Source organism: Deltaproteobacteria bacterium (assembly GCA_019309545.1).
Lineage (GTDB): Bacteria > Desulfobacterota > Desulfobaccia > Desulfobaccales > Desulfobaccaceae > Desulfobacca_B.
Genome location: JAFDGA010000029.1, coordinates 13,686 through 38,546, shown reverse-complemented (window position 1 = coordinate 38,546; position 24,861 = coordinate 13,686). Strand labels below are relative to the sequence as shown.

Genomic DNA, 24,861 nt, shown 5'->3' with positions numbered 1-24,861 from the left:
CCCTTGATCCAGGCAGATGCGCGTAATGAGTTTCATGATCTCGTTTGAGTAGCGTACTTTTGGCAGGTTCTTTCGCGCCTCCTGTATAGCCTGGCGCAGTCGTTCCTGTTCTGGTTGCCACTGCTGACAGAACCCTTGGGGGTCACTTTCAAACGCTAACCAGCGCTGCATAACCTCCATACGGCATTCCTGCTCCGGCAACCCGGCGACCTCCACGCAGAGTCCGAAACGGTCCAGGAGTTGAGGTCGCAATTCTCCTTCCTCGGGGTTCATGGTGCCAACCAGGATAAACCGGGCCGGATGGCTAAAAGAAATTCCCTCCCGTTCCACGACATTCATTCCCATAGCGGCGGCATCCAAAAGGACATCTACCAGATTTTGATGGCCTTTTCCAGATCAATAGTCCCCAGCAGCCGGTCCTCGGTCGTGCCTAAAGGCAGGTCCACTACCGGCATGGGCCGCTCTTGGCAAGGGAGCGGCTCTCCCTGCGCCCGACGCTGGTGGCAGGAGTCGCACATCAGTTCGATCTGCTCCGGATCACAGTGGAAGGGGCAGTCTGCCACCTCCCTGATTGGGGGCAGCAGTGCGGCCAGCCCCCGGGCCGCGGTAGATTTGGCAGTGCCTTTCTCCCCGCGGATCAGGACCCCGCCGAGAAGCGGGTTAATCGCGTTTAAGATCAGGGCCTTCTTCAGGCGTTCCTGGCCGACTAAGGCGGCAAAGGGAAATATTGGGCGTTTAGCGATCATTTTTACCTCCCCGCGGAAGTGCAGCGAGCGTCTTCTCTAGGGCCTTTTTCCAGGTTTCTACCTCCGAGGCGGTGACGATGTCGATCGCCCCGCCTTGGAAATTGCCGCCCGCCGCCTCACCCATGTGCTCTTCCAGCCAACCTTCGATCTCCAGATAAGTATTTTTCAGTTCCTGCAGAACTTCCGGATCGGCCTGCCACAGCCCCCGTTGTTCGGCTTCCAGCAGGCGACGGGCGATCTCTTCTAAGGCCCAGGGATTCTTGTCCTGGAAAAATTCCCGATTTTCTGCATTCAAGACAAAAGTTCGGGCAATATCATCGAAGATCCAGTCATCTACTTCCTGGGTGGTTGCTTCCCAGCCATAGACTCGCCCCACTCGCTTGCTGATCTCTCCCGCACCCTTGTAGCCGTGATTTTTCATGCCATCAATCCACTTGGGATTGAGCAACTTGGTCCGCACCACCCGGCGGATTTCGTCGGCCAGGTCGCGTACCGTCACGCGATCGGGCTCCCGGGTATCGCCATAGTAGGTGCGCACCGGCTGACCGGATAAATGCCGCGCCGCCGCCGTGAGACCGCCGTGGTTGCCGAAATAGGAGCAGCAGCCGAACAGATCGTACTCATCGGTGACCACTTTATTATAAGTTACTGTCGCGCGGCTCAAGCTATGGGCCAGGGTTTGGGGCGCGGGAGCACCAAAGGTACCTTTGCCATAGGCATAGCTGTTCCAATAAAGGAAGACCTGGGCCAGGTCGGCTTCGTCCTTCCAGGCCGAGGCATACACCGCCAGTTGGGTGCCGGCGGAATAGGTTCCCGGCTGGCTGGCAAAGATGCGGTAAGTCGCCTGTCGCCAGGCGGGACCGTCGCTGGGGTTGTGACCCAGACTCTGCAATAGCTCCAGACTGTGCCGTCGGACAAAATTATCGGCGGGATCTTCCGGCAGGCTGGCTACCGCCTGAATCGCTTCGTCCAGTAATTCCACGCAGTTGGGGAAATTGTCTCGGGTAATGCCCGAGACCCGAATGGTCACATCAATACGCGGGCGCTGCAGTTCGCGTAAGGGAATGATGTCGAAACCCTGCAAGCGGCCATTGCTCTGCCACATGGGCTGTACTCCTAACAGATACATAATCTGCGCCATGCCCTCCCCGTCGGCCCACATGATGTCGCTGGCCATCCAGTACAGGGCGACATTTTCCGGATAATTACCGGCCTCGGCCAGATGCTTGTCGAGCAACGCCTGGGTCAATCTTTTCCCTACCTCCCAGGCTCCCCGGGTGGGCACCCGGTGCGGGTCGAGGGAATAGAAATTGCGCCCGGTAGGCAGGACATCGTCTCGCCCGCGGGTGATCAGCCCCGAAGGCCCTGGGGGTATGTAACCCCCGGCCAGCCCGCTTACTAGGGCGTCCATTTCCTGGGAAGTCTCCAGCCGGGTCTGGAGGTCCCGCAACCGGCGGTCGAAATACTCCAGCTCTGCCTTATAAGGTTCTAGCGTCTGCCCGCACCCATGCTCCTGGACTACGGCGGCCAAAGGCCGCTCCGGATCTGCTAGCCAGCGACTGACCAGAGCGCGACCGGCTTGATCGGCAGCTTCTTCCAGTCGCCCGGTCTCGTCTTCGGCCAGATTTAAACCGGTTAACCGCGCCAGCAGCTGCTTCCAGGAGGGACCACTTCCATCAGGAAAGCGCACGATGGCGTGAAGAAAATCGGCCCGACGCTCTCCTTCCGGTAATTGGCCGAAGATGTGCATACCATCCTGGATATAGGTATTACGAATCAGCGAGAGGCTGTCATGGATGCGGCGCACCAGCTGGTCAAATGACAGCTCCGGGGAGAGTGACAATTGCTGATTGAGATGACTTTTTTCCAAAGTCTCCAGGATAAGGTGTTCCAGGAGGTGCGCGCGACCGGGTTCGAGGTCTTTGAGCCGGTCATAATCTGCCAGCAAGCGATCCAACTCGTCCAGCTCGTCATAGAGACCGGAATTAGTCGTCACGGTTTGCATATGATCTACTAAAACGGCATAACTGCGGCGTTTGGCAATCGTGCCTTCCGGCGGGTTGTCGGCGTTATAGATGTAGAGATGCGGCAGGTGGCCCAAAACCGCATCCGGACAACAGCCCCCGGATAGCCCGACATTTTTGCCGGGGAGAAATTCTAGGCTGCCGTGCGTGCCCACATGTAATACCACATCGGCCCCGAATTCCTTATCCAGGTAGTGATAAGTCGCCAGATACTGGTGCGGCGGGGGCACATCGGGATCGTGGAGAATTTTGCAGACCCGGCCATCGCAGCGCGCCCCCGCGCACCCCCGTTTGGGCTGCACGCAGACCACGGCATGGCCAAAAGAGAGACCGGTAACCACGATCTGGCCCTGATAAACCATGGCCGCCGGGATGCCGTGCTGGGGTTGCCCGGGCGGTTCGCCCCAAGCCTCTATTAGCCGTTGTTGCAGAGCCGGCGGTAAGGTGGCAAACCAGCGGCGATACTCGGCTTCCGAGATGCGAGCCAAATCCCCGCCCTTGGCGACGATTTCTTCGACGGTCGTCCAGCGGAATTCGCTGATCGCCTTGCGGCCCATGATGGTGTCGATCAACTCCTTGCCGCCCGCGGGCGGTTGCTCTATCCGATAACCCTCTTCTTTTAGAGCTCGGAGGATGCGGGCCACGCTTTCCAGGGTATCCAGGTGGGCGCCGGCGCCGACAGTAGCCTCTACCGACGCACAGGGGTTGTTGTGCAAGATTATCGCCACCTTGCGTGCTGCCGGGGGTTTTCCCCGGAGACGGACCCAGCGCGCTACCCGATCGGCCAAGCGTTCGGCCCGCTCCGGGATGGGGGCGCGACCGGCGATTAAATCGGTTCCCAGCTCTTCTTGGGAAATACCCGCAGCCACCATCAGGGGTTCGATCACCCCTTCGAATTCGGGCATGGCCAGAGACCAGCCCACTTCCATGCCCAGCCCCTGGGGATCAGCCTCCCATGCCGCCGCGGTTTTGTAATAAGAAGTCAGGGGCTGGATCAGAGGGACGTTCAATTGAGACAACAATTCCTGACCGGCTTGAGCGGCACTTGCTTCTGCGGTAGTGCCGCGGCGGCTGCCCAAGAAGAAAACCGTCAGTTTAACCAGAGCGGCAACGCGGGACTGGCCCTGGATGTCGAGGAAATAATCCCGGACGATCTCATCTCCACCCCGGGTCCCCAAGCCCTCATCTTTCAGGGAGTAGTAGAAGACCGGGATAACCCCCAAGCCGCGGGCCTCCAGGGCCTGGATGAGGAAATCCTCCAGTTCTAGATTGTTAACCACCCAGTCATGCCGGGAGAACAGCAAGCCGACCATGGTATCGCTCGGCAGACCCTGGGTCCGGTACCAGCTCAGGTAGTCAGCAGCGCTGGTGAAATAGTCCGTAGCCTGGGGATGATAGAGACCTTCCCAGGGCAAATCCAGGGGCGGCAATACCGGAAGCTCCAGCTGAAGCACTGCCTTGCCAAGATAGGCTAACAGGCGACGGAAGTTTTCTACACCATTGCGGATGATGTAATTATAGACAGGAGCCACTACTTCCGCTGATATGCTGGATTGCCGCCAAAACGAGGGATCGGCCCCGGTGGTGATTAAAGGAATGCGGCCGGCGAGATTCTGTAAATGCGGCTCGATCTCGCCCCAGAAGGCATCGGGGGTGCGATAAAGCAGGATAAACCGCGCGGTCTCCATCTCTTTCAAAGCTTGAGCCTGGATTTCTGGGTTTTCGCCCAGGGCGCGATGGGAATATACTTTCAAATCAAGCCAGTCACAGGTGCGGGCGGCTTGAATCAGGGTGGGGACATGAGAATTCCACATCACCACCACCCCTTTGATCGGCACGGATGTCATTCGCTATACCTCCGGATGATGATGGTTCCCAAAACAAGGCAGCAGAGGCCGAAGGCCGCTAGAAGTGCAAGGGAGCCGAGGCTCTCTACTGTCCAGCCCGGGGTACGCAAGAGCCGGTTGGTATGAGTCAACGGCAGGCTCCGGATAATCCCCTGTAAAATCCAGGGCATCTCTTCCACCGGAAAAAAGGTGCCACAAAAAAATGCCATCGGCATAATGAAAAAGTTGGTAAAAGTCGCGGTATCTTCATGGGAGCGGGATTGCATTCCCACCACTACTCCGAATGCCGCGAATACCAGACAGTTGAGGAGCAGGGCGAGGACAAAAATTATATTTAATCTTAAGCCGCTGCCCAGCAGCAACCCTAACCCCAGGATGATCAGCGAGGCAAACAATCCCCGCACCATTCCGGCCAGCACTTGACCCCAGACGATGGCCGCCGGGGTTACCGGGGCCTGGATATAGATCTGGAAAGTGTGGAAATGGAGGCGGCCCACAGTCAGGCCATTGGCCACCCAGGTATAAGAATTGGTCATGGAACTCATGGCGATCAGGCCGGGAAGTAGATAATCTAAATACGAAACCCCGGGGATCGTCACCCTTTTTCCCAGTCCCAGCCCGAAGGCCAACAGATAGAGCAGCGGCGCGAACATGGCCGAAACCACATAGCCCAGCCGCAGTAACCGGCGCCGAAAGAGCAGAATTTCCCTCAAGAAAATCGGGTACCAGTTCAATGCTGCAAACGCTCCCCGGTAAGTTTGATAAAAACATCCTCCAGATTGGCCTGTCGGATGATTACCCCGGACGGTTCGGCCCGGGCGCGAGCATAAGCTTCTTCCTTGCTTTGCAGCAGGATATATTGCCGGTGGACGCCGTCCAGCGACTCCACTACATAACCCCCGACCCGGGCGGTCAGGGCGGTCGGGGTATCGAGGGCGATCAGATGACCGTGGCTCAGGATGCCTACCCGATCGCAAAGCATCTCGGCTTCCTCGATGTAATGCGTAGTAATTAAAATGGTGATGCCGTCCGCTCGCAGTTGCCGGATCAGGTCCCACAGTTGACGGCGCACCTGGGGATCCAGCCCTACCGTCGGCTCATCAAGAAACAATACTCGGGGACGGGACATCAAGGCCCGCAGAATCAGCAGCCGCCGCTGCATGCCGCCGGAGAATTCGCGTACCAGACTCGCGGCCCGCTGGCTCTGGTCTCCCAGCTCCAAAAGTTCCCGAATCCTGGTCCGGAGATCGGGAACCCGGTAAAGCTGTCCATAGATCCGCAAGTTTTCGTAAGCAGTCAGTTCCTTATCAAGGTTGATTTCCTGGGGACACACGCCAATTAGCCGCTTCACCTGGAGTGGCTGACGCACAACATCAAAATCCTGAATCCAGGCCCGACCGCGGCTGGGGCGGGCCAGGGTGGTCAAAATCTTGATGGTGGTAGTCTTGCCCGCACCGTTAGGACCCAGCAAACCGAAAATTTCCCCAGAGCGAATATGCAGGGTCAAATCTTCCAGGGCTACTATCCCCCGATAATCTTTGCCTAAACCCTCAGTCACAATCATGGCAGTTTGGGGCACAGAAGCCTCTGGTCGCCCTGGGACAGCATCTCCACTTCCATGCCGTAGAGCTGGGCCATGGCCGCCGGGTGGACCACTTCCCCAGGCGTTCCCTGCGCGACCACCTGGCCTCCGGCCAGCAGGACGACCCGGTCAGCGAACAGCAGCGCCAGATTCGGGTCATGCAGGGTAAGCAGCACCGTCAACTGACGCTGACGGGCCAAGTCTCGTACCAATTCCAAGATCACCACCTGATTTTTAAAATCCAGGTGGCTGGTGGGTTCATCGAGCAACAGCACCTGGGGTTCCTGGGCCAGACAGCGGGCGATCAGCACCAGTTGCCGCTCACCGCCGCTGATGCGGGTATAGGGTTTGTCAGCCAGGGGCCGGATACCCAAGAGGTCCAGGATTTGTTCGACCACTTCGTGATCCCGGGATCCCGGCTGCGTCCAATAGCCGACCCGGGCCACCCGGCCCAGCAGAATGACCTCACGCACAGTGTAGGGAAAGACCGGGTGATGCTCCTGGGGGACGGTGGCCAACAACTGCGCCAAGGCTCGCCGCCGCAGCTTATCGAGGTGATGGCCAGCCAGGTTGATGGTACCGGTTTGGGGCCGGAGCTGGGCACTGAGGCACAACAACAGGGTAGTCTTCCCGGAGCCGTTAGGTCCCAACAAGACCGTGACCTCGCCCGGACGGGCCTCTATGGTTACCCCGTTAAGGATGGGCTGGCCGTTAAGCTGGATGCTGAGGTCCGTGACGGTAATCATGTCTTCCAGGATTCCTGGCCGCCTTTCTTGAGAAGATAGATAAAAAAGGGCGCTCCGAACAGGGTAGTAATAATACCCACCGGGATCTCCCCGGCGGTAAAGGTGCGGGCGACAGTATCCGACAATAGCATAAAACTGGCTCCGACCGTCATAGATAGCGGAATTACCCGCCGGTGGTCCGGGCCTACCAGCATGCGGACGATATGCGGGGTCATTAACCCCACCCAGCCGATGATGCCGCTGACCGACACCGCCGCGGCGACGGCGACCGCGGCGGCCAGGATAAACAGACCCCGCTCTCGCCCGACTTCCACTCCCAAGGCTTTCGCTTCCACCTCGCCCATGGACAAAGCATTGAGACGCCAGCGGCCCAGCCAGACGAGCGACGCCCCCGCCAGCATCCAGGGTAAGGCGGTCCAGACGGCGTGCCAATCCGCCAGAGAGAGACTGCCCATCAGCCAATAGACGATGCTGGCCAGCTTGTGGGGGTCCACCATGAATTTGATGACCGAAACCATGGCGGCGAAAAAGGCCGAAACCACAATCCCGGCCAGAATCAGGGACAGAGTCGGCACCTCGCCGCGGGTCCGAGCCAAAGTAAAGGTCAAGAAAGCCGCCAGCAGGCTGAAAATAAAGGCCCCCACCTGGATGGGCAGGGATGGAAAAAAGGCCACCGAGATGGCGCAGCCAAACGCCGCCCCCGAGGACAATCCCAGCAGATAGGCATCCACGAGCGGATTGCGGAATACCGCCTGGAGGGTGGCCCCGGAGAAGGACAGGGTCAGACCGACCAGCATCGCCAGGACAATCCGGGGGAGACGGACATTAAAGATGATCACCCGCAGGTAGTCCGGCAGGGCCGCTTGCTCGGGGCAATAAACGAACGCTCCCCACAAGGTTTCCCAGGGCACCGGGTAGGCTCCCACCTGCAGGGCCAAAACAAAGGCCGGTAAGGGGGACAGGAGCAGCCCCCACTGGACCCAGGTCCGGGCCTTCAATGTCCCCCCTGATAGGGAATGCCGAAACAGCGTCGGTAAAACTGATCAAGCTCGGCTTGCATTTCCGCTGGGGAGATTTGCTGGGGATGTAAGCAATGGGCCATCCACCAGGCCAGACTTATCACTCGGGGCGACCAGTTCGAAGCCCGGGGAGACTTGAACACTCGCTGGGTCTTTACCGCTCGAATTGATTGCCATTTCGGATCATGGAGGATATCCGCCGGCCCATACGAAGCTGAACCCCAGATCAACACCACCTCGGGGTTGAGCCCAACAATGGTTTCCATGGACAGCTCCTGGTAGAAGGCGTTCAGGTGGCTTCCCAGATTAATCCCCCCGGTGAGAGTGATCAACTCCGGCATTATCCCACGGTTGCCGCCTATTTTTGTGGGTTTACTCCATAACCAGACCACCCCGGGGCGGTCTGCGGCCGGGATCGCTGCCAGCCGGTGCCGCAGCTTGTCCAGACTCTGGGCCATCATCGCCGCCACCTCCCGGGCCCGCGCCTCCTTTCCCAGCAACCTTCCCAGCCGGAGGAGATCCCGGTTCAGATCCGCCAAAGTCTCCGGGTAGAGCGTGAGCACCCGAAGCCCTTTCCGACGGAGGAAATCTACCAGCTCAGGCTGCACGGACCAGATCACCACCGCGTCGGGTTTAAGCGCCAGCAAGGCCTCAAGATTGACCGCAAACCCGGTGCCCGGCGCGGGAATCTGCCGCAAGTGCGGTACTACCCGTTGCAGCAGATCATTGTCGTAGGCATAACGAGAAATCCCGACAATGCGATCCCAGGCCCCCAGGGCGGCGACCATCTCATAGGCTTCAAACATCACCACCCGCCGGGCATCGGCGGGCCAACATTCTGACGCCGGTTTCGCTTTGATGGCGCTCTCCCCCAGAGCAGCACCTAAGGGGATGAGAATCAGAACCAGCCCGGCACTGGCCCGTAGCCAGGTTTGTTTTTTCCAGCCTCTGGTAACCATATTAGCAATCGAAGCTTATGACCACAACCCTAACGGTCTTCTTGATCTGGCCTGAATTTATCTCACGCCAAGATGCAAAGGCGCTAAGACTTTTTCGCAGCATCTTTCCGACCTTTGGCATCTTTGCGCCTTGGCGTGAAAATATCCTGTTACTGAAGTTCAGCCAATCAATATTTGACCCCGGCTTCCAGCCAGAAGGTCCGGCCCGGGGTCAGGTAAGAATAAAAATATTTCCGGTTCAGCATGTTGTCCACCGAAAAGGACACATCCAGCCATTTCACCGGGGTCACGGTGAGCTTGCTGTCCAGCGTGAAAAAGGGATCAAACGAGCCCGGGACGTTATTGACCGAGTCGCTGTTGTCGTCCCGTTTGTGCATTTTGCTGACATAGCGGCCGCTGAGGTTGGCCATGACCTTCCAGTAGTTCACGGTGATACCAAAATTAAATTGCTGCCGCGGCACATAGGTGATTTTTTTGCCCACTGACTCGGGATCAAAGGGGTTTTCCCGGATGCGGGCATCCACCAGGGTCATGTTGCCAAAAGCCTCCAGCCAGGAGAAAAGCTTCTGGTTGACCTCCAACTCCACGCCTTTAATCCGGGCCTTGGCAGCATTCTGATAGATAGATGTCTTGCCGGTGGGGTCAGCAGGATCAGTGACCCGGTAGATCAGGTCATCAACAAAATTATCAAAATAAGTGACAGTAAAGACATTGCCTTTAAAGGGCTTCAGGATCGTGCCGATCTCCCAGGACCAGGTCTTCTCCGGTTTTAAATTGGGGTTGCCCTTATACTCGTAGGTATACCACCGCCAGGTGCGGTACAATTCATAGACATTGGGAGGACGGAAGGCCCGCCCCACCGAAGCCCGCCAGGACATCCACTCCCAGGGGCGATACAAGAAAGCGATCTTGGGGCTGACTGACCACTTGTCCCGGCAGGGAAGATGGGTAATCGGGGCGGTAGTACTCTCCTGGTAGGCTCCCCCATAAGTCTGCCACCAGTCCAGGCGTGCCCCGATAACAGTAGTAAATTTAGGATGCCAGGTAATCTCGTCCTGGAGAAACACGGCAAAATCGCGATCCCGCCCTCCACATTGTCTGATCAGGCCGGTTTTGGAATCAGGGTCCCGCCAGTTATTGAGATAATAGTCCTTGGAGGCCGCCCAGGCGGTTTTATAGCACAGGCCGCCAGTGAGCATCTGCTTGGTACCGATGGCCTGATCCGCCTGGACTTCAAAAGTCCAGGTCTTGCTGGGGGTGCTGGCCACGGTTCCCGGCCCCCCGGAACGAGTCGCTCCCAGCTTAGGCAGAGTATACCAGCTATGGGGCCTACTGGTCAATCCAGCGTGAAACCGCAAGGTAGTGCTATCCGTCACTTTATGTTCCGAATTAAGATTATAAATAGCGGTATGGGTCCGGCCATCCCCGCCTAAAAATCTGTATTCCGAAACCGCCGTAGGGTCAGCCAGATAACTATGAAACTGGCCATAGCCGTATTCATTCCAGTCCAGCAGAGCGGAGAAATCAATTTTATGCCCCAGCGCCGGCTCCCAACTCAATTTGGCGTTGCCGATTGACTCATTGAAGGAATTATCCCCCCGGTCGCCAATGATCCATGCGTCTTTCCCCTCCGGGGTCAGGGTATAGCGCCCTCCTGGATAATACTTGCTGCTTTTTACCAGGTCGGAGGGGTAACCGCTGGTGTAACGGTATTTATAACTCACCTTGAGACTGAGCTGATTCCAAAACCGATTACCGGCCCCCAGGTAATAGGTCCAGGTGTCATATCTACCATAACCCACATTAGCGTTCATTTGTAACTTCTTCGGGGTCTTGGTGATGATATTGATCACCCCGCCCATGGCGTTGCCGCCATAGAGGGCCGAAAACGGCCCCCGGACGACCTCGATGCGCTCAATATCTTCTACCGTCAGGCTGCTCCAGGCCACTTTATTGGTGTAACCGCTGGACATATCCTGGCCATCGAGTAATACCAAGGTGCGCGTCTGGGCGCTGGCGGGAAAGCCGCGCAAATTCACATTGGCCAGGGTATCCTGCCAGCCCTTGCCCCGGCGGGCAAAGGTCCCGGGTACCTGGCGCAAGGCCTCGTCTACCGTCTGGATATTTTGTTTTTCCAGATCCTCTTTGGTGATCACCGTAATGCTCGCCGGGATATCCTCCGGATGGCGAGGGGTTTTCGTGGCAGTAATGACGATCTCTTCAAGTTTTACAAGCCCTGCCTCTTTCTTAGCTTTTTCCTCTTTCTTAGCCTTTTCGCCTACCTCCTGGGCCCAAAGCCCTGTTCCTGGCAACCCAGCACCCCAAGTCCATACCAAAATACCAATCACCCCTAACCGGAACCCACGCCGCATGATCTCGATCCTCCTTTCAATTTGCGCGTCGGCCCCTGTTCTGATAATATATAGGCTGGGCCGACTACTCATTCAAAGATATCGGTCCAAGGGAGGGGAGAGTTTCTTGCCCGGGAACCTGCCCCTCCTTTCTGATTAAGCTTTTGGTTTGTTTAACGATACTTTGTATGCCCCAGCGCTACTCGGTGGCCCCCTCATCAAAACCGAAAAAAAAGACCACGACTGTCATACGGCCTTCTGCCGCCAGACCTTCGTGGTCTAATTGTTTTATCTTGCTTGGTCGTTATCGGGAGAGTTTCGTTCTCTCTGTTTCGCCAACCGGATTATAATTGTTGGTTTATTTCCTGTCAAGCGCTTTGTTCCAAAATCTGGAGCTCCCCCTACCTCTTGGCACCATAAATAAATTCAGGGGCTTGCGCAGCTAATTTTTCGGTCAAGGCAATACAGTCCCCTAATCCAACCCGAACTCCACTACCCTTAAAAACGGCTTGCCCAGGATGTGGTCAGCCAGGAATTTCAGAAACCGACTATTTCTGTCGGCCTTTTCCTGTTCGGTCACATAGCTGAGATACTCAACCCACTCAAGGTCGTTTTGGGATATTGCGCGGGGCCTGCAACCGCCCTGAATGACCTTTAGTTGCACAACTTTCCTCCTGTCCTTTTTGATTTGATTATACAATACCAGGGGGATAGGGGCGCTGTTCTAAAACTCCACCTCCTGCTGAATCCGGAATGAGTAGGGACCTCAAGTCTTCCAGGCAATCTTTTATGGGGTCGATGATCCTGAAACGCTCGTCTACTTCACGCAGAAGACTGAACCCGGTGTCGGAGGAAATAGTGGCGCCCTGGAAATCTATCATGATGGCCCGGTTAAAATTCACCCGGATTGCCTCTTTCTGGCTTTCACCACTACTCAATTTTTGTGCCGGACACTAATGGGAGAGGATCAGAAACTAACGATCCCTTCAGCTATACCTAAAGTATAGCTAAAAACTTCGGGCAGCATCTATTAAGTGAGGCTTAGCAGGTAATCAATAATAGAAAATAAAGCTTCTCTCGCCCCCTCGGATTACTTCATAAGATTTGCTTCTCTCTTCTCCTTTGTTGGTCTTGTAACGTATATTGAATTCCAGAGTAACATTATCGGCTCTAAGCGCTGGCCTGATAGAACACTCCAGGATATGAGCATGTCGGTCATGTAAAATACCTTCGCAGGTCACCAGGGTATGCATGACTTGGCCAAAGACATTTTCCAGAATCCCCACATAGATATGGGGAAAATCTTTGGAGGGTCCGGGCACCTTTGATATAGGTAATTCGGCTAGAAGGGTTCTCAACCCCAAGCAATCGGTAAAGGATTTTCCTGACCAGATTTTTTCCTTATCCTGATATTTAGCAATAAAAATTTCTGTCCGGGCAGCTTCTGCCATTTTCAATCACCTCCGCCATCACCAGATAATGCTAATTTTTATACCGTTATTCTGATTATTTCTCAAGTATAAAAAGTCGGCTGCGGAAGCAGGGGGATGAAACGCAGACCAGACTGGCAGAACTGGTTAGAGAGGTAATTCTGAACGGTTAATTTTTCACCACACTAGCTAATTCCGGCTGGCTTACAAGAGGCTTAAGCAATGAGGGAATGGCGGAGAGAGAGGGATTCGAACCCTCGGTGGAAGTTTCCTCCCACACTCGCTTAGCAGGCGAGCACCTTCGGCCAACTCGGTCATCTCTCCGTATGGTCAGGCCAGGATATCTGGCTAGGCAGAGGCAAACAGTTGGGTGCACCCCCCGGTTACCATCCTCGATCCTGAAGCTAAGTCTCAGAAGCGTTGCCCGCAGGTTGGAACCTACCAATAATTTAAAAGTTTCTCAGTTTACCGGTTTTTTGTCAAGCTTCTATCCTAGCCAGAAATGATAGCCAGGTTTTTCAAACATGCTGAATCAGGCCAATCAAGATTGGAATGGGGAACGACGGCGCTTTACTGTGGGTTTATAAACCGAAAAAAGCACTAAACCATACTAGAATTGGGTTTCGGAAGTTAGCGTTATACATATTTTAATTAAATATATCATCTTTTCCTCTATCACCTTTGGGGAGAGGGTCAGGGTGAGGGGGATTTGACTATCGCTGATTTCCGCAATCAAATACTAGAGCTCAAGACAAAATCATTTTTTTAGAAATGCGGTAAAAATCGTTACATTATCCGGATCCGTTTGGGACCTGGTTCAGGGGCAGGCGAGCTCGGAGCCTCAGTCGGCTCCTCTGGGGCCTCCGGGGTTGTTGTTGCAGCCGGAGTTGATGGTTTCGAAGCAGCTATGGGCGGCTCATTGGCAAGCTTTTCAGTCGGGGCTTCAGGTTTTTTTACCTGAGGGGTGGTTTCTTCCCGTTCCTCTGGGGTCTCCGGTTTTTTTACTCTGGGGATCACCTCTGCCGGTTTTTGTTCGGGCTTAATGACTGCTGGGGGCTCAGGCGTGGGGGTAGGGGTAACAACCTTTTTCGGCAGCGGCTCAGGCACCGGGGACACGGATAGATAACGGGATGATACCCAGCCAATGGTGCCGCTTTGTGGGATACGGACCTGATACCAGTCTTCGGTTTCCCCTAATTTTTCCAGAGCTTGATTGCGCCCCAGGAGGCTGATGCGGGGGCAATCCATGCCAGGGCAGGCTCGAAGGTTTAAACGCGAAACCGCCACATAATATAGGGGATAGGTGGGTTTTTTAACCGCTGGGGCTGCGGCCTTGGGCTTGGACGGCTTAGGCGGTGCAAAAACTACCTGCCGATAACATCCGGTGAGGAACAGGGGTATCAGTATCAGCCCTAAAAGTAACAAACGCCATCCTGCTTGGCACAAAACCGCTATGGGCAACACTAAGATTCTCCCTAAGAATAACCCAGTTCTTTGCTTTCCCGGATCTTCCAGCTATCTCCTGTCTGTTGCAAAATAATCTGGAAGGCAGCCCGATGCAATTCATAGGCTTTGGTCTGATGATTGTAAAGCTGAAAATTCCATACCACTTCGGCGCTTACCTGGTTCGGCCCTATCACCTGTAGATTAGAAATATGGTAAGAGATATTTTTAAAATCATAATTTTTCCAATTTTCAAGAGTCAGGGCTTCTAGCCGGCCCAGATCTGGGTAAGCAGAGTGGTAGCAGCTCATGAATCTATTGATGTCCTTGTTTAAATGCGAGGCGCGGATCTTTTCCGTGATATGTTCCACTTCCTTTTGTAAATTCTCGATTTTAGTTGAGGGCTGATAGGTATGCCCTGGGGTGAAAGGCAGGCTATGAGTGGTCGGGGATGGTTCCCTGGTCCAGAAATATAGGAGTAGAGACAGGCTCAACAACACCCCCATCCCGGCCAGCCAAACCCCGGTCCGTCCTTGCCATCTTTTCGAGTTCCCAGCATCTCCGCGGGTCGGATAAAAAAGGCGTTCCCGGGCCGGCCGTCCGGAGCTTCCAATGTTTTGTCCCTTGGTCCTGACCTGGTGACCGCATTCCGTACAATAATTCTGTCCGGGTAAGGTCAAAGCTCCGCAGTTGGGGCACGGCAGATGCGGCACACTCTCCGCCTTTATTAGGGGTTGGCCGCAACGTTGGCAAAAATGCTGACTTTCGCCGTGAACCAAATGACACTGGGGACAATAGCTCATAAAGTGATAATCCCTGTTTAATTGAGCTTCGGAATGGTTTGGGTTTCCAGATAATTACTCTTGAGCCTTGAACGACTACCCCGCTTGAAAACCAAGCGCCTGGCTAATTGACATTTTCCTTGATAAATATCTTTTTTTTTATTATCACATCTATAATGGAATTGACAAGTGCTTTTGTCTGTGGACGCCAGCATCTAGGCTTCGAGGGAAGATCATTTCCCTGATCCCACTAAGTAATATTCGGAGAACCGGTCTGCCTTTTAGCTGATAAACTTACTATCAGGGTAGCCTTAAGGAGCGGGGTCAGGAGCTAGAGGCTGAGCCTGGCTGGCCTTGCCGAGACCGGGAACTTTTGATAGAAGGTTAAAATATTGGTTGAATAATTAAGAATATGTTCAATATCGAGAATTTTGATTTACAGATAGAAACTACGGCCGGAACCGATATCCTTAATCTGACTCCGGCTGTATTCGAAAAAGTCCTACAGTCAGAATTTGAACAAGGTTTGCTTACTCTGTTTATTTCAGGCTCTACAGCCGCCTTGACCACTATAGAGTACGAAAGCGGAGCGGTTAATGATCTCCGGGCGGCCATCGAACGACTGGTGCCTCAAGATATTGAATACGAACACGACCGCCGCTGGCAGGATGGCAACGGTTACTCCCATGTCCGAGCGGCCCTGCTCAAACCTTCTTTGAGTATACCCATTGAAGGTGGCCGCCTGATGCTCGGTACCTGGCAACAGATCGTGTTGCTGGATTTTGACAATCGCCCTCGACAGCGAACTATTCGGGGGCAAATTATGGGGATTAAGCCATCGGCCGATTGAAGACTTCATCTTCCACTGTGCCCTCTGATCAGAGTCATAAATTGATCTTTGAAGACAATGAAGCAGCCAGGGCATTGTTTGGCGAGCACGGCCAAAACCTGAAAATTATCAACCGGGTTTTGCATCTCCAGACCCAGGTGCGCGGCAACCGGGTCACCCTGATCGGAGAGCAAAATGACGTGCAACTGGGTTGCCGGGTATTGGAAGAGCTCTATGATCTGATCCAGGGGGGCTATCAGGTCTTCCCCCAGGACGTCCAGTATGCCTTGCGGATTATCCAGCAGAAGCCAAATACTCGCTTAAAAAATATTCTTCTGGATACTATCTATATATCCGCCATGAAACGGCGGATCACTCCCAAAAGCCTTAACCAGAAACGCTATATCGAGGCTATCCGCACCCATGATCTGGTGTTCGGCATTGGCCCGGCCGGCACTGGCAAAACCTATCTGGCCATGGCGATGGCCGTAGCCGCCCTGATGAATAACGAAGTCATTCGCATCGTCCTGGCCCGGCCGGCAGTAGAGGCGGGTGAGAAACTGGGGTTTCTGCCGGGCGATCTATACGAAAAGGTTAACCCTTATCTTCGGCCTCTCTATGACGCCCTGCATGATATGATGGATTTTGAAAAAGCCTCGCGCCTGATCCACCATGGAGTTATCGAGGTGGCGCCCCTGGCCTTTATGCGCGGTCGGACTCTCAATGATTCCTTTGTAATCCTGGACGAGGCCCAGAATACCACTTCCGAACAGATGATGATGTTTCTGACCCGACTGGGATTTGGGTCCAAGGCGGTGATCACCGGAGATATAACCCAGATTGATCTGCCGTCCGGAACCACCTCCGGCCTGGTAGAGGCCCAAGATATATTGGCTGGCATCGAGGGCATTGCCTTTGTTTATTTTGATGAATTGGATGTAGTCCGCCACTCGCTAGTTCTAGATATTATTCGAGCCTACGAAACCCGCAAAAAAAAGGAACCTCGGCCAGCGTCCTCTGCACGGCGGGTTGATAGTGAACATGCCGGATAAAGCATCGAGCCAAAAAATTAACGGGGTTCATCGCCTCAGGGAAGTCCTGTGCCCCTGGGGGACATCCTGGGCCAAAAAAGGCAAGCTCAGCAAAAGCCAGGAGAAACATGTAAAAATTTTGCTACTGGTAGTATTTAGCCTCCTGGCCGCCTTGATCATTCATCCCTTTACCCAGTCCTCTCCAAAAACCTATAAGGTAGGGGATGTGGCCACCGAAAATATAAAGGCCACGGCTGACTTCCTGGTTGAGGATCATGAATCTACCGCCCAACGTCGGAAAGAACTCCTTCGGCAAGTCCACTCGGTGTATGATCTAGATGTCCGGGTAGGCCAGGAAATTCAGGAGCGTCTCCAAGAGGCCTTTGAATTTATGCGGCAGTGTTACCAGGAAGTCCAGAACCAGGTGGCTACCGACAACAGGTTAACCAGAGCAAAGGAATCCAAAGAATCCGCCTTCGATCGAATCTATGCGTTGCTTTTAGTAAAGAAGCCCGAATTTGACCGTTTATTGGGAACTTCCATTCCTGACCCGGCTTTTTATCAATTAGCCCAGGCTAAATTCTCTGTTGATCTGGAAAAGCTAATCAGCCAGCAAGTTGGCCAGATCATGAGCCAGGGCATTATCTCCGACCTTGGTACTCTAGGTGGGGAGCGTGGCCGCGGCATCGTGGTCCGCAGTTTGCCTTCCCGGAGTGAGTGGATAGAAGACAATCCAGAGCGTTTTCTAGACCTGCAGAAGGCCAAAGACCAAATTAACCGATATTGCCTCCAGGTGGCGACAAACCTGCCCCGCGAGCAACGTCAGGCAGTCTGCGGACTGGCCCAATCGTTGTTGATTCCCAATCTGATGCTTAACCGGGCCGAGACCGAGGAACGCAAATTAGCTTATCTGGAAGAATTACAGCCGGTCTACTTCCTAGTTAAAAAAGGCGAGATGCTGGTTCGGGAAGGGGAACGCATTACCCCCACGCAGCTGATCAAGCTCCAAGCCCAGAATAAAGAGCTCCCGCAGGAGTTATGGCTGACAACTTTTCTGGCCACCGCTTTGATGATCGGCCTGCTTATTGGCGTCTCGTACTGGTTAGCCTGTCTGTATATTAAGAGGTTTACCCTGACTTTACAGGAATTAATATTTTTGGCGGCAATTCTCTTAGCCGTATCCCTGTTTAATCAGGGATTGGTGAGTCTGGCCGGAGTTCTCAATGAAATAAGTCCCCTGGTCGCCCGGAACATGGTTTTTCTCCTGCCGGTAGCGCTGGTGCCGATGTTGGCGCGAATTTTTATCGGTTTAGAGGTCACCATCGGTATGGCCTTTTTGGCCGCGATCATGACCGGGCTGATCCTGCAGAGACCCTTTGACATTTTTATCTATTTTGTCGTCGGCGGCCTGGTCGGCGTCAGGAGTTTACAGCACTGTCGTGATCGCGGGACACTGACCCGGGCCGGGTTGTTCGTGGGACTGGCCAATCTGGCCATGCTGTTGCCTCTGAAGTTGATGGATTTTCCTCCCGGAGGTACAGATTTATTATGCGGCGCTGTATTTGCCCTAGGCGGTGGGATATTGACTGGAATACTGGTTACCGGGCTGACGCCGGTGAATGAAATGATATTTAATTTCACCTCCGATATCCGTCTCTTGGAACTGTGCAACCTGGAAGCGCCGATCTTGCGGCAGCTTATGGTGACGGCCCCGGGCACCTATCACCACTCCATTATAGTCGGCAATATGGTTGAAGCCGCGGCCGAAGCTATTGGGGCCAATCCCCTGTTGGCCAAGGCCGCAGCTTATTACCATGATATCGGCAAGATTAAAAAACCGGCCTATTTCGTTGAAAACCAGCTGGGAGGAGAAAATAAACACGAAAAATTGGCTCCCTCCATGAGCAGCCTGATCCTCATTTCCCATGTCAAAGATGGCGTAGAATTGGCCCGGCAGAACAAGGTGGGGGACAAGATCATAGATATCATCCGTCAACACCATGGCACCTGTTTCATCAGTTATTTTTACAATAAAGCCAAGCAGCAGGCGGCCAATCCCCAGCAGGTAAATATCGAAGACTACCGCTACCCCGGTCCTCGTCCCCAGACCAAAGAAGCCGGACTGGTGCTTTTGGCCGATCAGGTGGAAGCCGCCTCCAAGACCTTAACGGATCCCACCCCGGCCCGGATCAATGGCCTGGTACAAAAAATTATCAATAATGTCTTTGCTGATGGCCAACTGGATGAGTGTGAACTGACTCTGAAAGATTTGCACCAGATTGCTAAGTGCTTTATCAGGATCTTGAGCGGCATCTTCCACCAACGCATTGATTATCCCGCGCCAGCTGAAAAGATCGCCTTGGATAAAAAGAAAACCCATGAAGATCTGGATAAACAACCGGCAAAGAAAGATCTCCATAAGCCTAACGGTAATCAAGAAAAAAATCGCGAAGATCTTAAACGCCTTGGGATTTCCTGAGGCCGAATTGAGTCTGACCTTAATCAATGATCGGGCTATGGCCCGCCTCAATCGCGCCACCTTCCGACGTCCTGGTCCTACTAACGTCATCGCCTTTCCCCTTCGAGGGGGCCCCTTTGCCCACATCCAGCCCCAATTGCTGGGAGATGTGGTGATCTCGCTGGAAACCACCCAGAGACAGGCCCAACAATATGGCTGGTCCTTTGATGAACTGCTTGACCTGTACCTGATCCATGGTATTTTACATCTTTTGGGTTATGACCACGAAACCACTGAGGCGGAGGCGGCCCGGATGGCCGACAAGACCCGAGAACTACTGACTCTCATCCATCCCCAACTGCAGGAGGATCCACTATGGCCCACTTAGAAGTGAATGTCGATCATATTGCCACCCTGCGCCAGGCGCGCCTGATTGATGAACCTGACCCGATTACCGCTGCGGCTCTGGCGGAGATAGCCGGCGCCGACGGGATTATTGTCCATTTGCGGGAGGATCGGCGTCATATCCAGGATCGCGACCTGCGCCTGCTGCGCCAGACAGTTAAGACCCGCCTTAACCTGGAGATGGCAGCCACCCCGGAGATCTTGGCGATCGCCCTCGAAGTTAAGCCTGACCTGGTCACCCTGGTGCCGGAAAAACGCCAGGAGCTGACCACCGAGGGCGGTCTAGACGTCGTCGGCAACCAAGCCCATCTGCAAGAATGCATCAGACAATTACACGCTGCCGGGATTTATGTCAGCCTGTTTGTCGATCCCAACATCGCCCAGATTGAGGCGGCGAAAGCGGTCGGTGCTGATTGCGTCGAACTCCATACCGGTACCTATGCCGAAGCCAAAACTGAAGCCGAGGCTGAAAAGCTATTTAAGGAATTGGTCGATGCCGCCCAAAAAGCCCAGCAGTTAGGCCTCCGGGTCAAGGCCGGACATGGTCTCAACTATCGCAATATCAAGCGCTTTCATGGCCGCCCGGAATTTTCGGAATACAGCATCGGCCACAGCATCATTGCCCGGGCGGTGTTGGTCGGGATCGAGCAGGCGGTGCGCGACATGTTGGCCCTGATCAAGTCATGAGAACATTGGCCTGTCGGTTCAAATCAACTGAGCCGGCTCATTCGAATAAAGAAAAGATTCTATTGCTTAACTCAAAAATCTGTGTTTATATGTCGAAAGTGTTACTGGGGAAGACCCCCCAGACCTACCTGTGGCCTTTAGAAAATAGTAAATCGTAAAACTTATGCTCAAAGCCCAAAACTGTATTAAGCAGGATGGCATTGCTTTGCTGATTTTCGCGGCCCTTTCAGGATATTGGACTGTACTCTCCTGGCCCCAGGGAATAGTGCAGTTAAACAGCGACCAGCAGAATATTCTGCTCATGGTTCTCAAGGAAATCCGCCCGGAGCTGTACCAAACCGACAGTCTGTTTTCCAATCCTGAGTTATTTGCCTTTTATACCCCCTTTTTTCGCACCTATCTGGCTAAAATTGCCAGTTGGACCGGTGACTTGGCGGTAGGTTATAAATTATTAGTCTTCCCCCTCAATTTAATTTTTTTATTGGGGGCTTATAATTTCTTCCGGTATCTGTTCAAGCAACGCGCTTTAGCCCTCTTGCTGGCCTTTTTCTCCTCCCTGCCTTTTGCTATTCCCGGGGTAGCCGAGTATGCCGGGATCGGTCCGGTTTCTTTGATGATGCCGCGGGCGGTCTTTATGGCCTTTTTCCCCTGGCTATTGTGGGGCTTTTACCGCTATACCAATGATTGGCAACGCTTAATGCTGGTTTTTTTCGGGGTTGGGCTGGCAGCCAATTTTCATCCGGTCTCTGGTTATCTTCTAGCGGAAATCTTCGGGCTGGCCCTGCTTTTTCAACAGCGCTTTTCCCGATCCGCCTTTTTGGGGGCGATTGGCGGGGGATTGGCAGCGATGGTGGGAGCCCTGCCGACCTTCTGGCAATATATGTTCCATACCACCCAGATGCAAACCGAAAAGCTACCCTCAGAAACCCTGAACGCCATCCTGGAATGGCGCTTTCCTCATAACTTATATCCTCCTTTGAACCTGGCTCAGATTCCGGAGCCTGTAATACATGTTTTGACCGCACTCCTGGGGGTTGGTTGTTTGGGATGCTTGGTAGCCCCAGCAACAATCCGGACAAAACTTATTTGGGTCCAGACCCTGGCCATCCTGACTTATCTGCTGTTTCCCGAAGCTCTTTATTATCTAATCTTCCTAATCTTTTTTTTTATTATGTGGTTCCCCCGGTTATCTCTGACACCTGATCTGGAAAGAACCGGCTATCTAGTGGGAGCAATGTTCTGTGTGGCCATTTTGCTGACCACCGTTCTGCAAGACTTTGGGCTAAAGGAGGTATTTCCTGGCCTGGCGGCAATTCAGACAAGGGCGGCCCGGTTTTCCCCGTTTTTCCTGTTTATCCTGGCCGGTTATACAATAATTACCTTAATTTCCATGTCAAATTGGTCTATCCGGAAAGTATTATGTCTGAGTTTGTTGCTAGTGGCTCTGGTTATGCATCTGCGTCTGACCTTTCGCAGTTATATTCACCACCGTCCTCGTCCGGCTCAGGCGGCCCTGGTGGATTTAGCCTACTGGGCCAAAGCACACACCCCTCAAGACGCGGTTTTTCTGTTTGATTCCTTGACGTTTCGCCTGTTGGCCGAACGTGCCATTACCGGTTGTGGCAAAGATGGGGGCATCTGGTTTTTTGCCCCGCGTGGTTTGGGGGATTGGTATAAACATATGCAGGAGTTGGCTGCGGTTGACCATGATCCCCATCGCTTACAAGAATTGGCCGTCCGTCACGGGGCTGATTATTTTGTGGTCCAACGAGGGCCAGACGAATTTGTGGCAGAATTTCCAGTGGCTTACCAAAATGATTTTTATTATCTGATTCGCAGGTAATCAGTTGGCGGTTTCCACCTCAATAACCTCAGAAGATATTATCCCCTTAACACTGTTCGCGGGCCTCTCGGCTTTTTGGACCTGGCTGTCCTGGTCCCAAGGACCCGAGGCACTTTTGGGCGATGCCCAAAATGTGTTGCTCATGGTATTAAAGCAAACCCGCCCTGAGCTTTTTCTGCGAGACGGGGTATTTTATGAGTCGGAAAAGTTTTTGTTTTATACTCCCCTGTATCGGCACTACCTGGCCCTTTGCTATCAATTTACCGGAGACCTTACTTCCGGACTCAAATTCCTGGTTTTCCCCTTGAATTTTGTTTTCATGGTCGGGGCTTATGGTTTTTTTAATTACCTTTGCAATAATCGGCTGATCGCGGCGACTTTGGCTATATTTGCCTCCTTACCACTTATAGTCCAATCGGGGGGCGGGACGGCTGGCATTGGGCCGATCCGATTTATTGCGCCCCGGACTATTTTTTATGTCTTTTTACCCTTTTTGTTTCTATGGTTTATGAAACATCAACATAGTCGGTCCCGGCTGTTATTATTATTTGCGGTGATCGGCTTGCTAGCAAATTTACATCCTCCCTCTGGCTTTGTTCTGGTTCAGGTGCTGGCCTTGGCTTTTCTTTTTGTCCATCGATTTTCATGGTGGTCCATTAAAACAGCCATATTGGCAGGCCTGGTGTCAATTCCCGGAGCGCTGCCCATAATATTTAACTATCTAGGTAAGACCTCGCCGGTTGATTTTTCCGGTTTGAGCTATGCCACCGTTAAAGAAATCTTACTAAAATCTTTCCCCCAAATTTTTTATCCTTTGCCGAATTTGAAAAGCCTGCCAGCCATTGTCACCCATCTCCTCACCATGTTGTTGCTGGCCCTTAGTTTCGGAGCACTGTGGTCTTGGAAACGGCTCACCCCTCGCTTGGTCTGGCTTACGGCGGTAGGTTGTTTGGGGTATTCCCTATATTTTGACCGGGAAATGAATTTTTACTTGATTTTTCTGGGTTTCTGTGGCTTTTGGGGGATATTCCCAAAAAAACCAACCCATGAGATTGCCTTGGTCTCAACGCTGATCTTCACTACTTTTTGGGTAGGCATGGGAGGATTGCTGCTGACGGAACTGACCCGTTATCTCCTCAAATATCCTTTAGACCTGGAATATAATTATGTCATGCGCTTTTTTCCGCTGTTATTGTTTGCTCTCCTGGGCGAGACCATGGTCAGTCTGAAAAAGCTGTCGCCTGGATGGCATCCCTTAAAGCTCACCGGACTGGCGCTATTGGTTCTGACCCTTTTTATGAACCTGCGCTGGAATTATCGCACCCTGGTCCGGGCACGCCCTCCGGAAAGCCAGGTGGCAATGGTGGAGTTGGCCAATTGGGCCCGGAAACATACGGATCCGGAGGCACTATTTCTATTTGATTCCTTGACCTTCCGATTATTGGCCCAACGTTCGATCACCGGTTGTTATAAGGATCGCGGCATCAATTTTTATGCGGGACACGGCTTTCTCACTTTATTGCAACATCTGCAGCAACTGTCGGCGGCCCAGAACCAGCCCACGCAATTATACCGTTTGGCCCGGCAGCACGGAGCTGATTTTGTGGTGGTCAAAAATTCCTCCAAGAATTTTTCTGAGGTGGGGAAAATCGTCTATAATAATGAGCATTATCAAGTCCTAAAGGTCAATCCATGTCAGTAATATTTTCCATTATCGTGCCAGCCTATAATGAAGTGGCACTATCCAGGAATTACGGCAGAATCTGGCAAACCAGTGGCCCGGCCAATATGAGATTATTGTCGTGGACGATGGTTCCACCGATGGCACCTCTCAAGAACTCGATCAAATTCCTGACATCCGGGTCCTCCGGCATCGCCAGAACCGGGGCTATGGGGCCGCTATAAAAACTGGCATCCGCCAGGCTCAGGGGGTTTACATAGCCACCTTTGATGCGGACGGCCAGCACTACCCCCATGATCTCCTCAAACTCGGCCAGGCCATTCAGGAGGAGGATCTGGCGTTAGTGATCGGAGTCCGATCCAGGCTGTTTCACAGCAATCTGTGGCGCATGCCCGGTAAATGGATTCTGGGATGGCTGTCCAATTATCTTACGAAGACCAAAATCCCCGACCTGAATTCCGGCTTGCGAATCTTTAAAAAAGATATAATCAGTCGTTATCTACATCTGTGCTCTGATCGGTTTTCTTTTTCGACCACCAGCACCTTAATTTTCCTGAATCGTGGCTACGCCTTATCCTATATACCCATAGAAGTCAAAAAACGTCTGGGTAAAAGTACAGTAAGTTTCATGTCCGGCTATGAAACTTTTCTCCTAATCTTACGAATAGTGGCGCTTTTTGAGCCTTTACGGATCTTCATCCCGGCCAGCATTATCGTCTTTATGGCGGGGGTCCTACATGCCATTTATCCCTTCTTTGTTCTCAAGCGAGGTCTTTCTACCGGCTCGCTCCTGGTGATGTTAACCGGAATCTTGATTTTTTTCTTTGGGTTGCTGGCCGATCAGATCTCCGCCCTCCGAAAAGAAAAATATGAATAAAGTTTTGGAAAAGCATAAAGCCTTGACTGCCTCGTTCTCAGAGGCAGAAAAGGGGGGTGGAGTCGGCTTCGCCGGGCTGGTTTTAGTATTAGAACTTCGTCGAAGCCCGGATCTTATGCTT

22 protein-coding genes and 1 tRNA gene are annotated in these 24,861 nt (G+C 53.3%); 8 read left to right on the top strand and 15 right to left on the bottom strand.

Features of this window, described 5'->3' with window-relative positions:
• The 15 genes from JRG72_09655 to JRG72_09585 form a co-directional block, all read right to left on the bottom strand.
• Positions 1-345: magnesium chelatase ATPase subunit I (locus tag JRG72_09655; GenBank protein MBW2135470.1), on the bottom strand; the 345-nt coding region annotated here is incomplete at its 3' end.
• A 23-nt stretch (positions 346-368) separates the two neighbouring features.
• Complete coding sequence (locus tag JRG72_09650; GenBank protein ID MBW2135469.1) at positions 369-746, bottom strand: hypothetical protein; 378 nt, start codon at positions 744-746, stop codon at positions 369-371.
• The gene (gene cobN, locus JRG72_09645; protein MBW2135468.1) at positions 736-4,617 is read right to left on the bottom strand and encodes a cobaltochelatase subunit CobN; all 3,882 of its coding nucleotides are present in this window, start codon (positions 4,615-4,617) and stop codon (positions 736-738) included. The genes JRG72_09650 and cobN overlap by 11 nt, the downstream gene beginning before the upstream one ends.
• Positions 4,614-5,351, bottom strand: coding sequence for an ABC transporter permease (locus JRG72_09640; protein ID MBW2135467.1), 738 nt, complete (start codon positions 5,349-5,351; stop codon positions 4,614-4,616). The genes cobN and JRG72_09640 overlap by 4 nt, the downstream gene beginning before the upstream one ends.
• The gene (locus JRG72_09635) at positions 5,348-6,181 is read right to left on the bottom strand and encodes an ATP-binding cassette domain-containing protein (GenBank protein MBW2135466.1); all 834 of its coding nucleotides are present in this window, start codon (positions 6,179-6,181) and stop codon (positions 5,348-5,350) included. Before JRG72_09635 ends, JRG72_09640 begins: the two co-directional genes overlap by 4 nt.
• A complete protein-coding gene (locus JRG72_09630; GenBank protein ID MBW2135465.1) occupies positions 6,178-6,945 on the bottom strand; it encodes an ABC transporter ATP-binding protein in 768 nt (255 codons plus the stop codon). The genes JRG72_09635 and JRG72_09630 overlap by 4 nt, the downstream gene beginning before the upstream one ends.
• Entirely contained in the window at positions 6,942-7,943 is a 1,002-nt protein-coding gene (locus tag JRG72_09625) for an iron ABC transporter permease (GenBank protein ID MBW2135464.1), read from the bottom strand. The genes JRG72_09630 and JRG72_09625 overlap by 4 nt, the downstream gene beginning before the upstream one ends.
• Complete coding sequence (locus JRG72_09620; GenBank protein MBW2135463.1) at positions 7,940-8,923, bottom strand: ABC transporter substrate-binding protein; 984 nt, start codon at positions 8,921-8,923, stop codon at positions 7,940-7,942. The genes JRG72_09625 and JRG72_09620 overlap by 4 nt, the downstream gene beginning before the upstream one ends.
• A gap of 167 nt (positions 8,924-9,090) precedes the next feature.
• Positions 9,091-11,295, bottom strand: a complete 2,205-nt coding sequence (locus JRG72_09615; protein MBW2135462.1) for a TonB-dependent receptor — start codon at positions 11,293-11,295, stop codon at positions 9,091-9,093.
• Between the two features lie 451 nt (positions 11,296-11,746).
• The gene (locus tag JRG72_09610; protein MBW2135461.1) at positions 11,747-11,938 is read right to left on the bottom strand and encodes a hypothetical protein; all 192 of its coding nucleotides are present in this window, start codon (positions 11,936-11,938) and stop codon (positions 11,747-11,749) included.
• A gap of 28 nt (positions 11,939-11,966) precedes the next feature.
• The gene (locus JRG72_09605; protein ID MBW2135460.1) at positions 11,967-12,176 is read right to left on the bottom strand and encodes a transposase; all 210 of its coding nucleotides are present in this window, start codon (positions 12,174-12,176) and stop codon (positions 11,967-11,969) included.
• Positions 12,177-12,326: 150 nt separating this feature from the next.
• Positions 12,327-12,725: a hypothetical protein gene (locus tag JRG72_09600; protein ID MBW2135459.1), complete on the bottom strand. Its 399-nt coding sequence runs from the start codon at positions 12,723-12,725 to the stop codon at positions 12,327-12,329.
• A gap of 210 nt (positions 12,726-12,935) precedes the next feature.
• Positions 12,936-13,028, bottom strand: a tRNA-Ser gene (locus JRG72_09595).
• A gap of 462 nt (positions 13,029-13,490) precedes the next feature.
• The gene (locus tag JRG72_09590) at positions 13,491-14,168 is read right to left on the bottom strand and encodes an SH3 domain-containing protein (GenBank protein MBW2135458.1); all 678 of its coding nucleotides are present in this window, start codon (positions 14,166-14,168) and stop codon (positions 13,491-13,493) included.
• 11 nt (positions 14,169-14,179) lie between these two features.
• The gene (locus JRG72_09585; GenBank protein MBW2135457.1) at positions 14,180-14,950 is read right to left on the bottom strand and encodes a zinc ribbon domain-containing protein; all 771 of its coding nucleotides are present in this window, start codon (positions 14,948-14,950) and stop codon (positions 14,180-14,182) included.
• Positions 14,951-15,341: 391 nt separating this feature from the next.
• Here JRG72_09585 and JRG72_09580 point away from each other — a divergent pair, with 391 nt between their 5' ends.
• The 8 genes from JRG72_09580 to JRG72_09545 all read left to right on the top strand — a co-directional run bounded on the left by JRG72_09580 (position 15,342) and on the right by JRG72_09545 (position 24,740).
• Positions 15,342-15,779 carry a YjbQ family protein gene (locus JRG72_09580; GenBank protein ID MBW2135456.1) on the top strand — a complete coding sequence of 146 codons (438 nt, stop codon included), beginning with the start codon at positions 15,342-15,344 and terminating at the stop codon, positions 15,777-15,779.
• Between the two features lie 17 nt (positions 15,780-15,796).
• Entirely contained in the window at positions 15,797-16,810 is a 1,014-nt protein-coding gene (locus tag JRG72_09575) for a PhoH family protein (GenBank protein ID MBW2135455.1), read from the top strand.
• The gene (locus JRG72_09570; GenBank protein ID MBW2135454.1) at positions 16,800-19,268 is read left to right on the top strand and encodes an HDIG domain-containing protein; all 2,469 of its coding nucleotides are present in this window, start codon (positions 16,800-16,802) and stop codon (positions 19,266-19,268) included. Before JRG72_09575 ends, JRG72_09570 begins: the two co-directional genes overlap by 11 nt.
• Positions 19,168-19,635 (top strand): rRNA maturation RNase YbeY, encoded by a 468-nt coding sequence (gene ybeY, locus JRG72_09565; GenBank protein MBW2135453.1) that lies wholly within the window; start codon positions 19,168-19,170, stop codon positions 19,633-19,635. The genes JRG72_09570 and ybeY overlap by 101 nt, the downstream gene beginning before the upstream one ends.
• Positions 19,623-20,339, top strand: a complete 717-nt coding sequence (locus JRG72_09560) for a pyridoxine 5'-phosphate synthase (protein ID MBW2135452.1) — start codon at positions 19,623-19,625, stop codon at positions 20,337-20,339. Before ybeY ends, JRG72_09560 begins: the two co-directional genes overlap by 13 nt.
• A gap of 205 nt (positions 20,340-20,544) precedes the next feature.
• Positions 20,545-22,182 carry a hypothetical protein gene (locus JRG72_09555; protein MBW2135451.1) on the top strand — a complete coding sequence of 546 codons (1,638 nt, stop codon included), beginning with the start codon at positions 20,545-20,547 and terminating at the stop codon, positions 22,180-22,182.
• A gap of 142 nt (positions 22,183-22,324) precedes the next feature.
• Positions 22,325-23,884 (top strand): hypothetical protein, encoded by a 1,560-nt coding sequence (locus JRG72_09550; protein ID MBW2135450.1) that lies wholly within the window; start codon positions 22,325-22,327, stop codon positions 23,882-23,884.
• A 40-nt stretch (positions 23,885-23,924) separates the two neighbouring features.
• Positions 23,925-24,740, top strand: coding sequence for a glycosyltransferase family 2 protein (locus JRG72_09545; GenBank protein MBW2135449.1), 816 nt, complete (start codon positions 23,925-23,927; stop codon positions 24,738-24,740).
• The last annotated feature ends 121 nt before the right edge of the window (positions 24,741-24,861 follow it).

Bases quoted from the DNA above. Each gene is read 5' to 3' on its own strand.
- JRG72_09580 (MBW2135456.1), top strand. From the start codon at position 15,342: ATGTTCAATATCGAGAATTTTGATTTACAGATAGAAACTACGGCCGGA.
- JRG72_09650 (MBW2135469.1), bottom strand. From the start codon at position 746: ATGATCGCTAAACGCCCAATATTTCCCTTTGCCGCCTTAGTCGGCCAG.
- JRG72_09635 (MBW2135466.1), bottom strand. From the start codon at position 6,181: ATGATTGTGACTGAGGGTTTAGGCAAAGATTATCGGGGGATAGTAGCC.
- JRG72_09570 (MBW2135454.1), top strand. From the start codon at position 16,800: ATGCCGGATAAAGCATCGAGCCAAAAAATTAACGGGGTTCATCGCCTC.
- cobN (MBW2135468.1), bottom strand. From the start codon at position 4,617: ATGACATCCGTGCCGATCAAAGGGGTGGTGGTGATGTGGAATTCTCAT.
- JRG72_09630 (MBW2135465.1), bottom strand. From the start codon at position 6,945: ATGATTACCGTCACGGACCTCAGCATCCAGCTTAACGGCCAGCCCATC.
- JRG72_09560 (MBW2135452.1), top strand. From the start codon at position 19,623: ATGGCCCACTTAGAAGTGAATGTCGATCATATTGCCACCCTGCGCCAG.
- ybeY (MBW2135453.1), top strand. From the start codon at position 19,168: ATGAAGATCTGGATAAACAACCGGCAAAGAAAGATCTCCATAAGCCTA.
- JRG72_09585 (MBW2135457.1), bottom strand. From the start codon at position 14,950: ATGAGCTATTGTCCCCAGTGTCATTTGGTTCACGGCGAAAGTCAGCAT.
- JRG72_09620 (MBW2135463.1), bottom strand. From the start codon at position 8,923: ATGGTTACCAGAGGCTGGAAAAAACAAACCTGGCTACGGGCCAGTGCC.
- JRG72_09550 (MBW2135450.1), top strand. From the start codon at position 22,325: ATGGTATTAAAGCAAACCCGCCCTGAGCTTTTTCTGCGAGACGGGGTA.
- JRG72_09615 (MBW2135462.1), bottom strand. From the start codon at position 11,295: ATGCGGCGTGGGTTCCGGTTAGGGGTGATTGGTATTTTGGTATGGACT.
- JRG72_09600 (MBW2135459.1), bottom strand. From the start codon at position 12,725: ATGGCAGAAGCTGCCCGGACAGAAATTTTTATTGCTAAATATCAGGAT.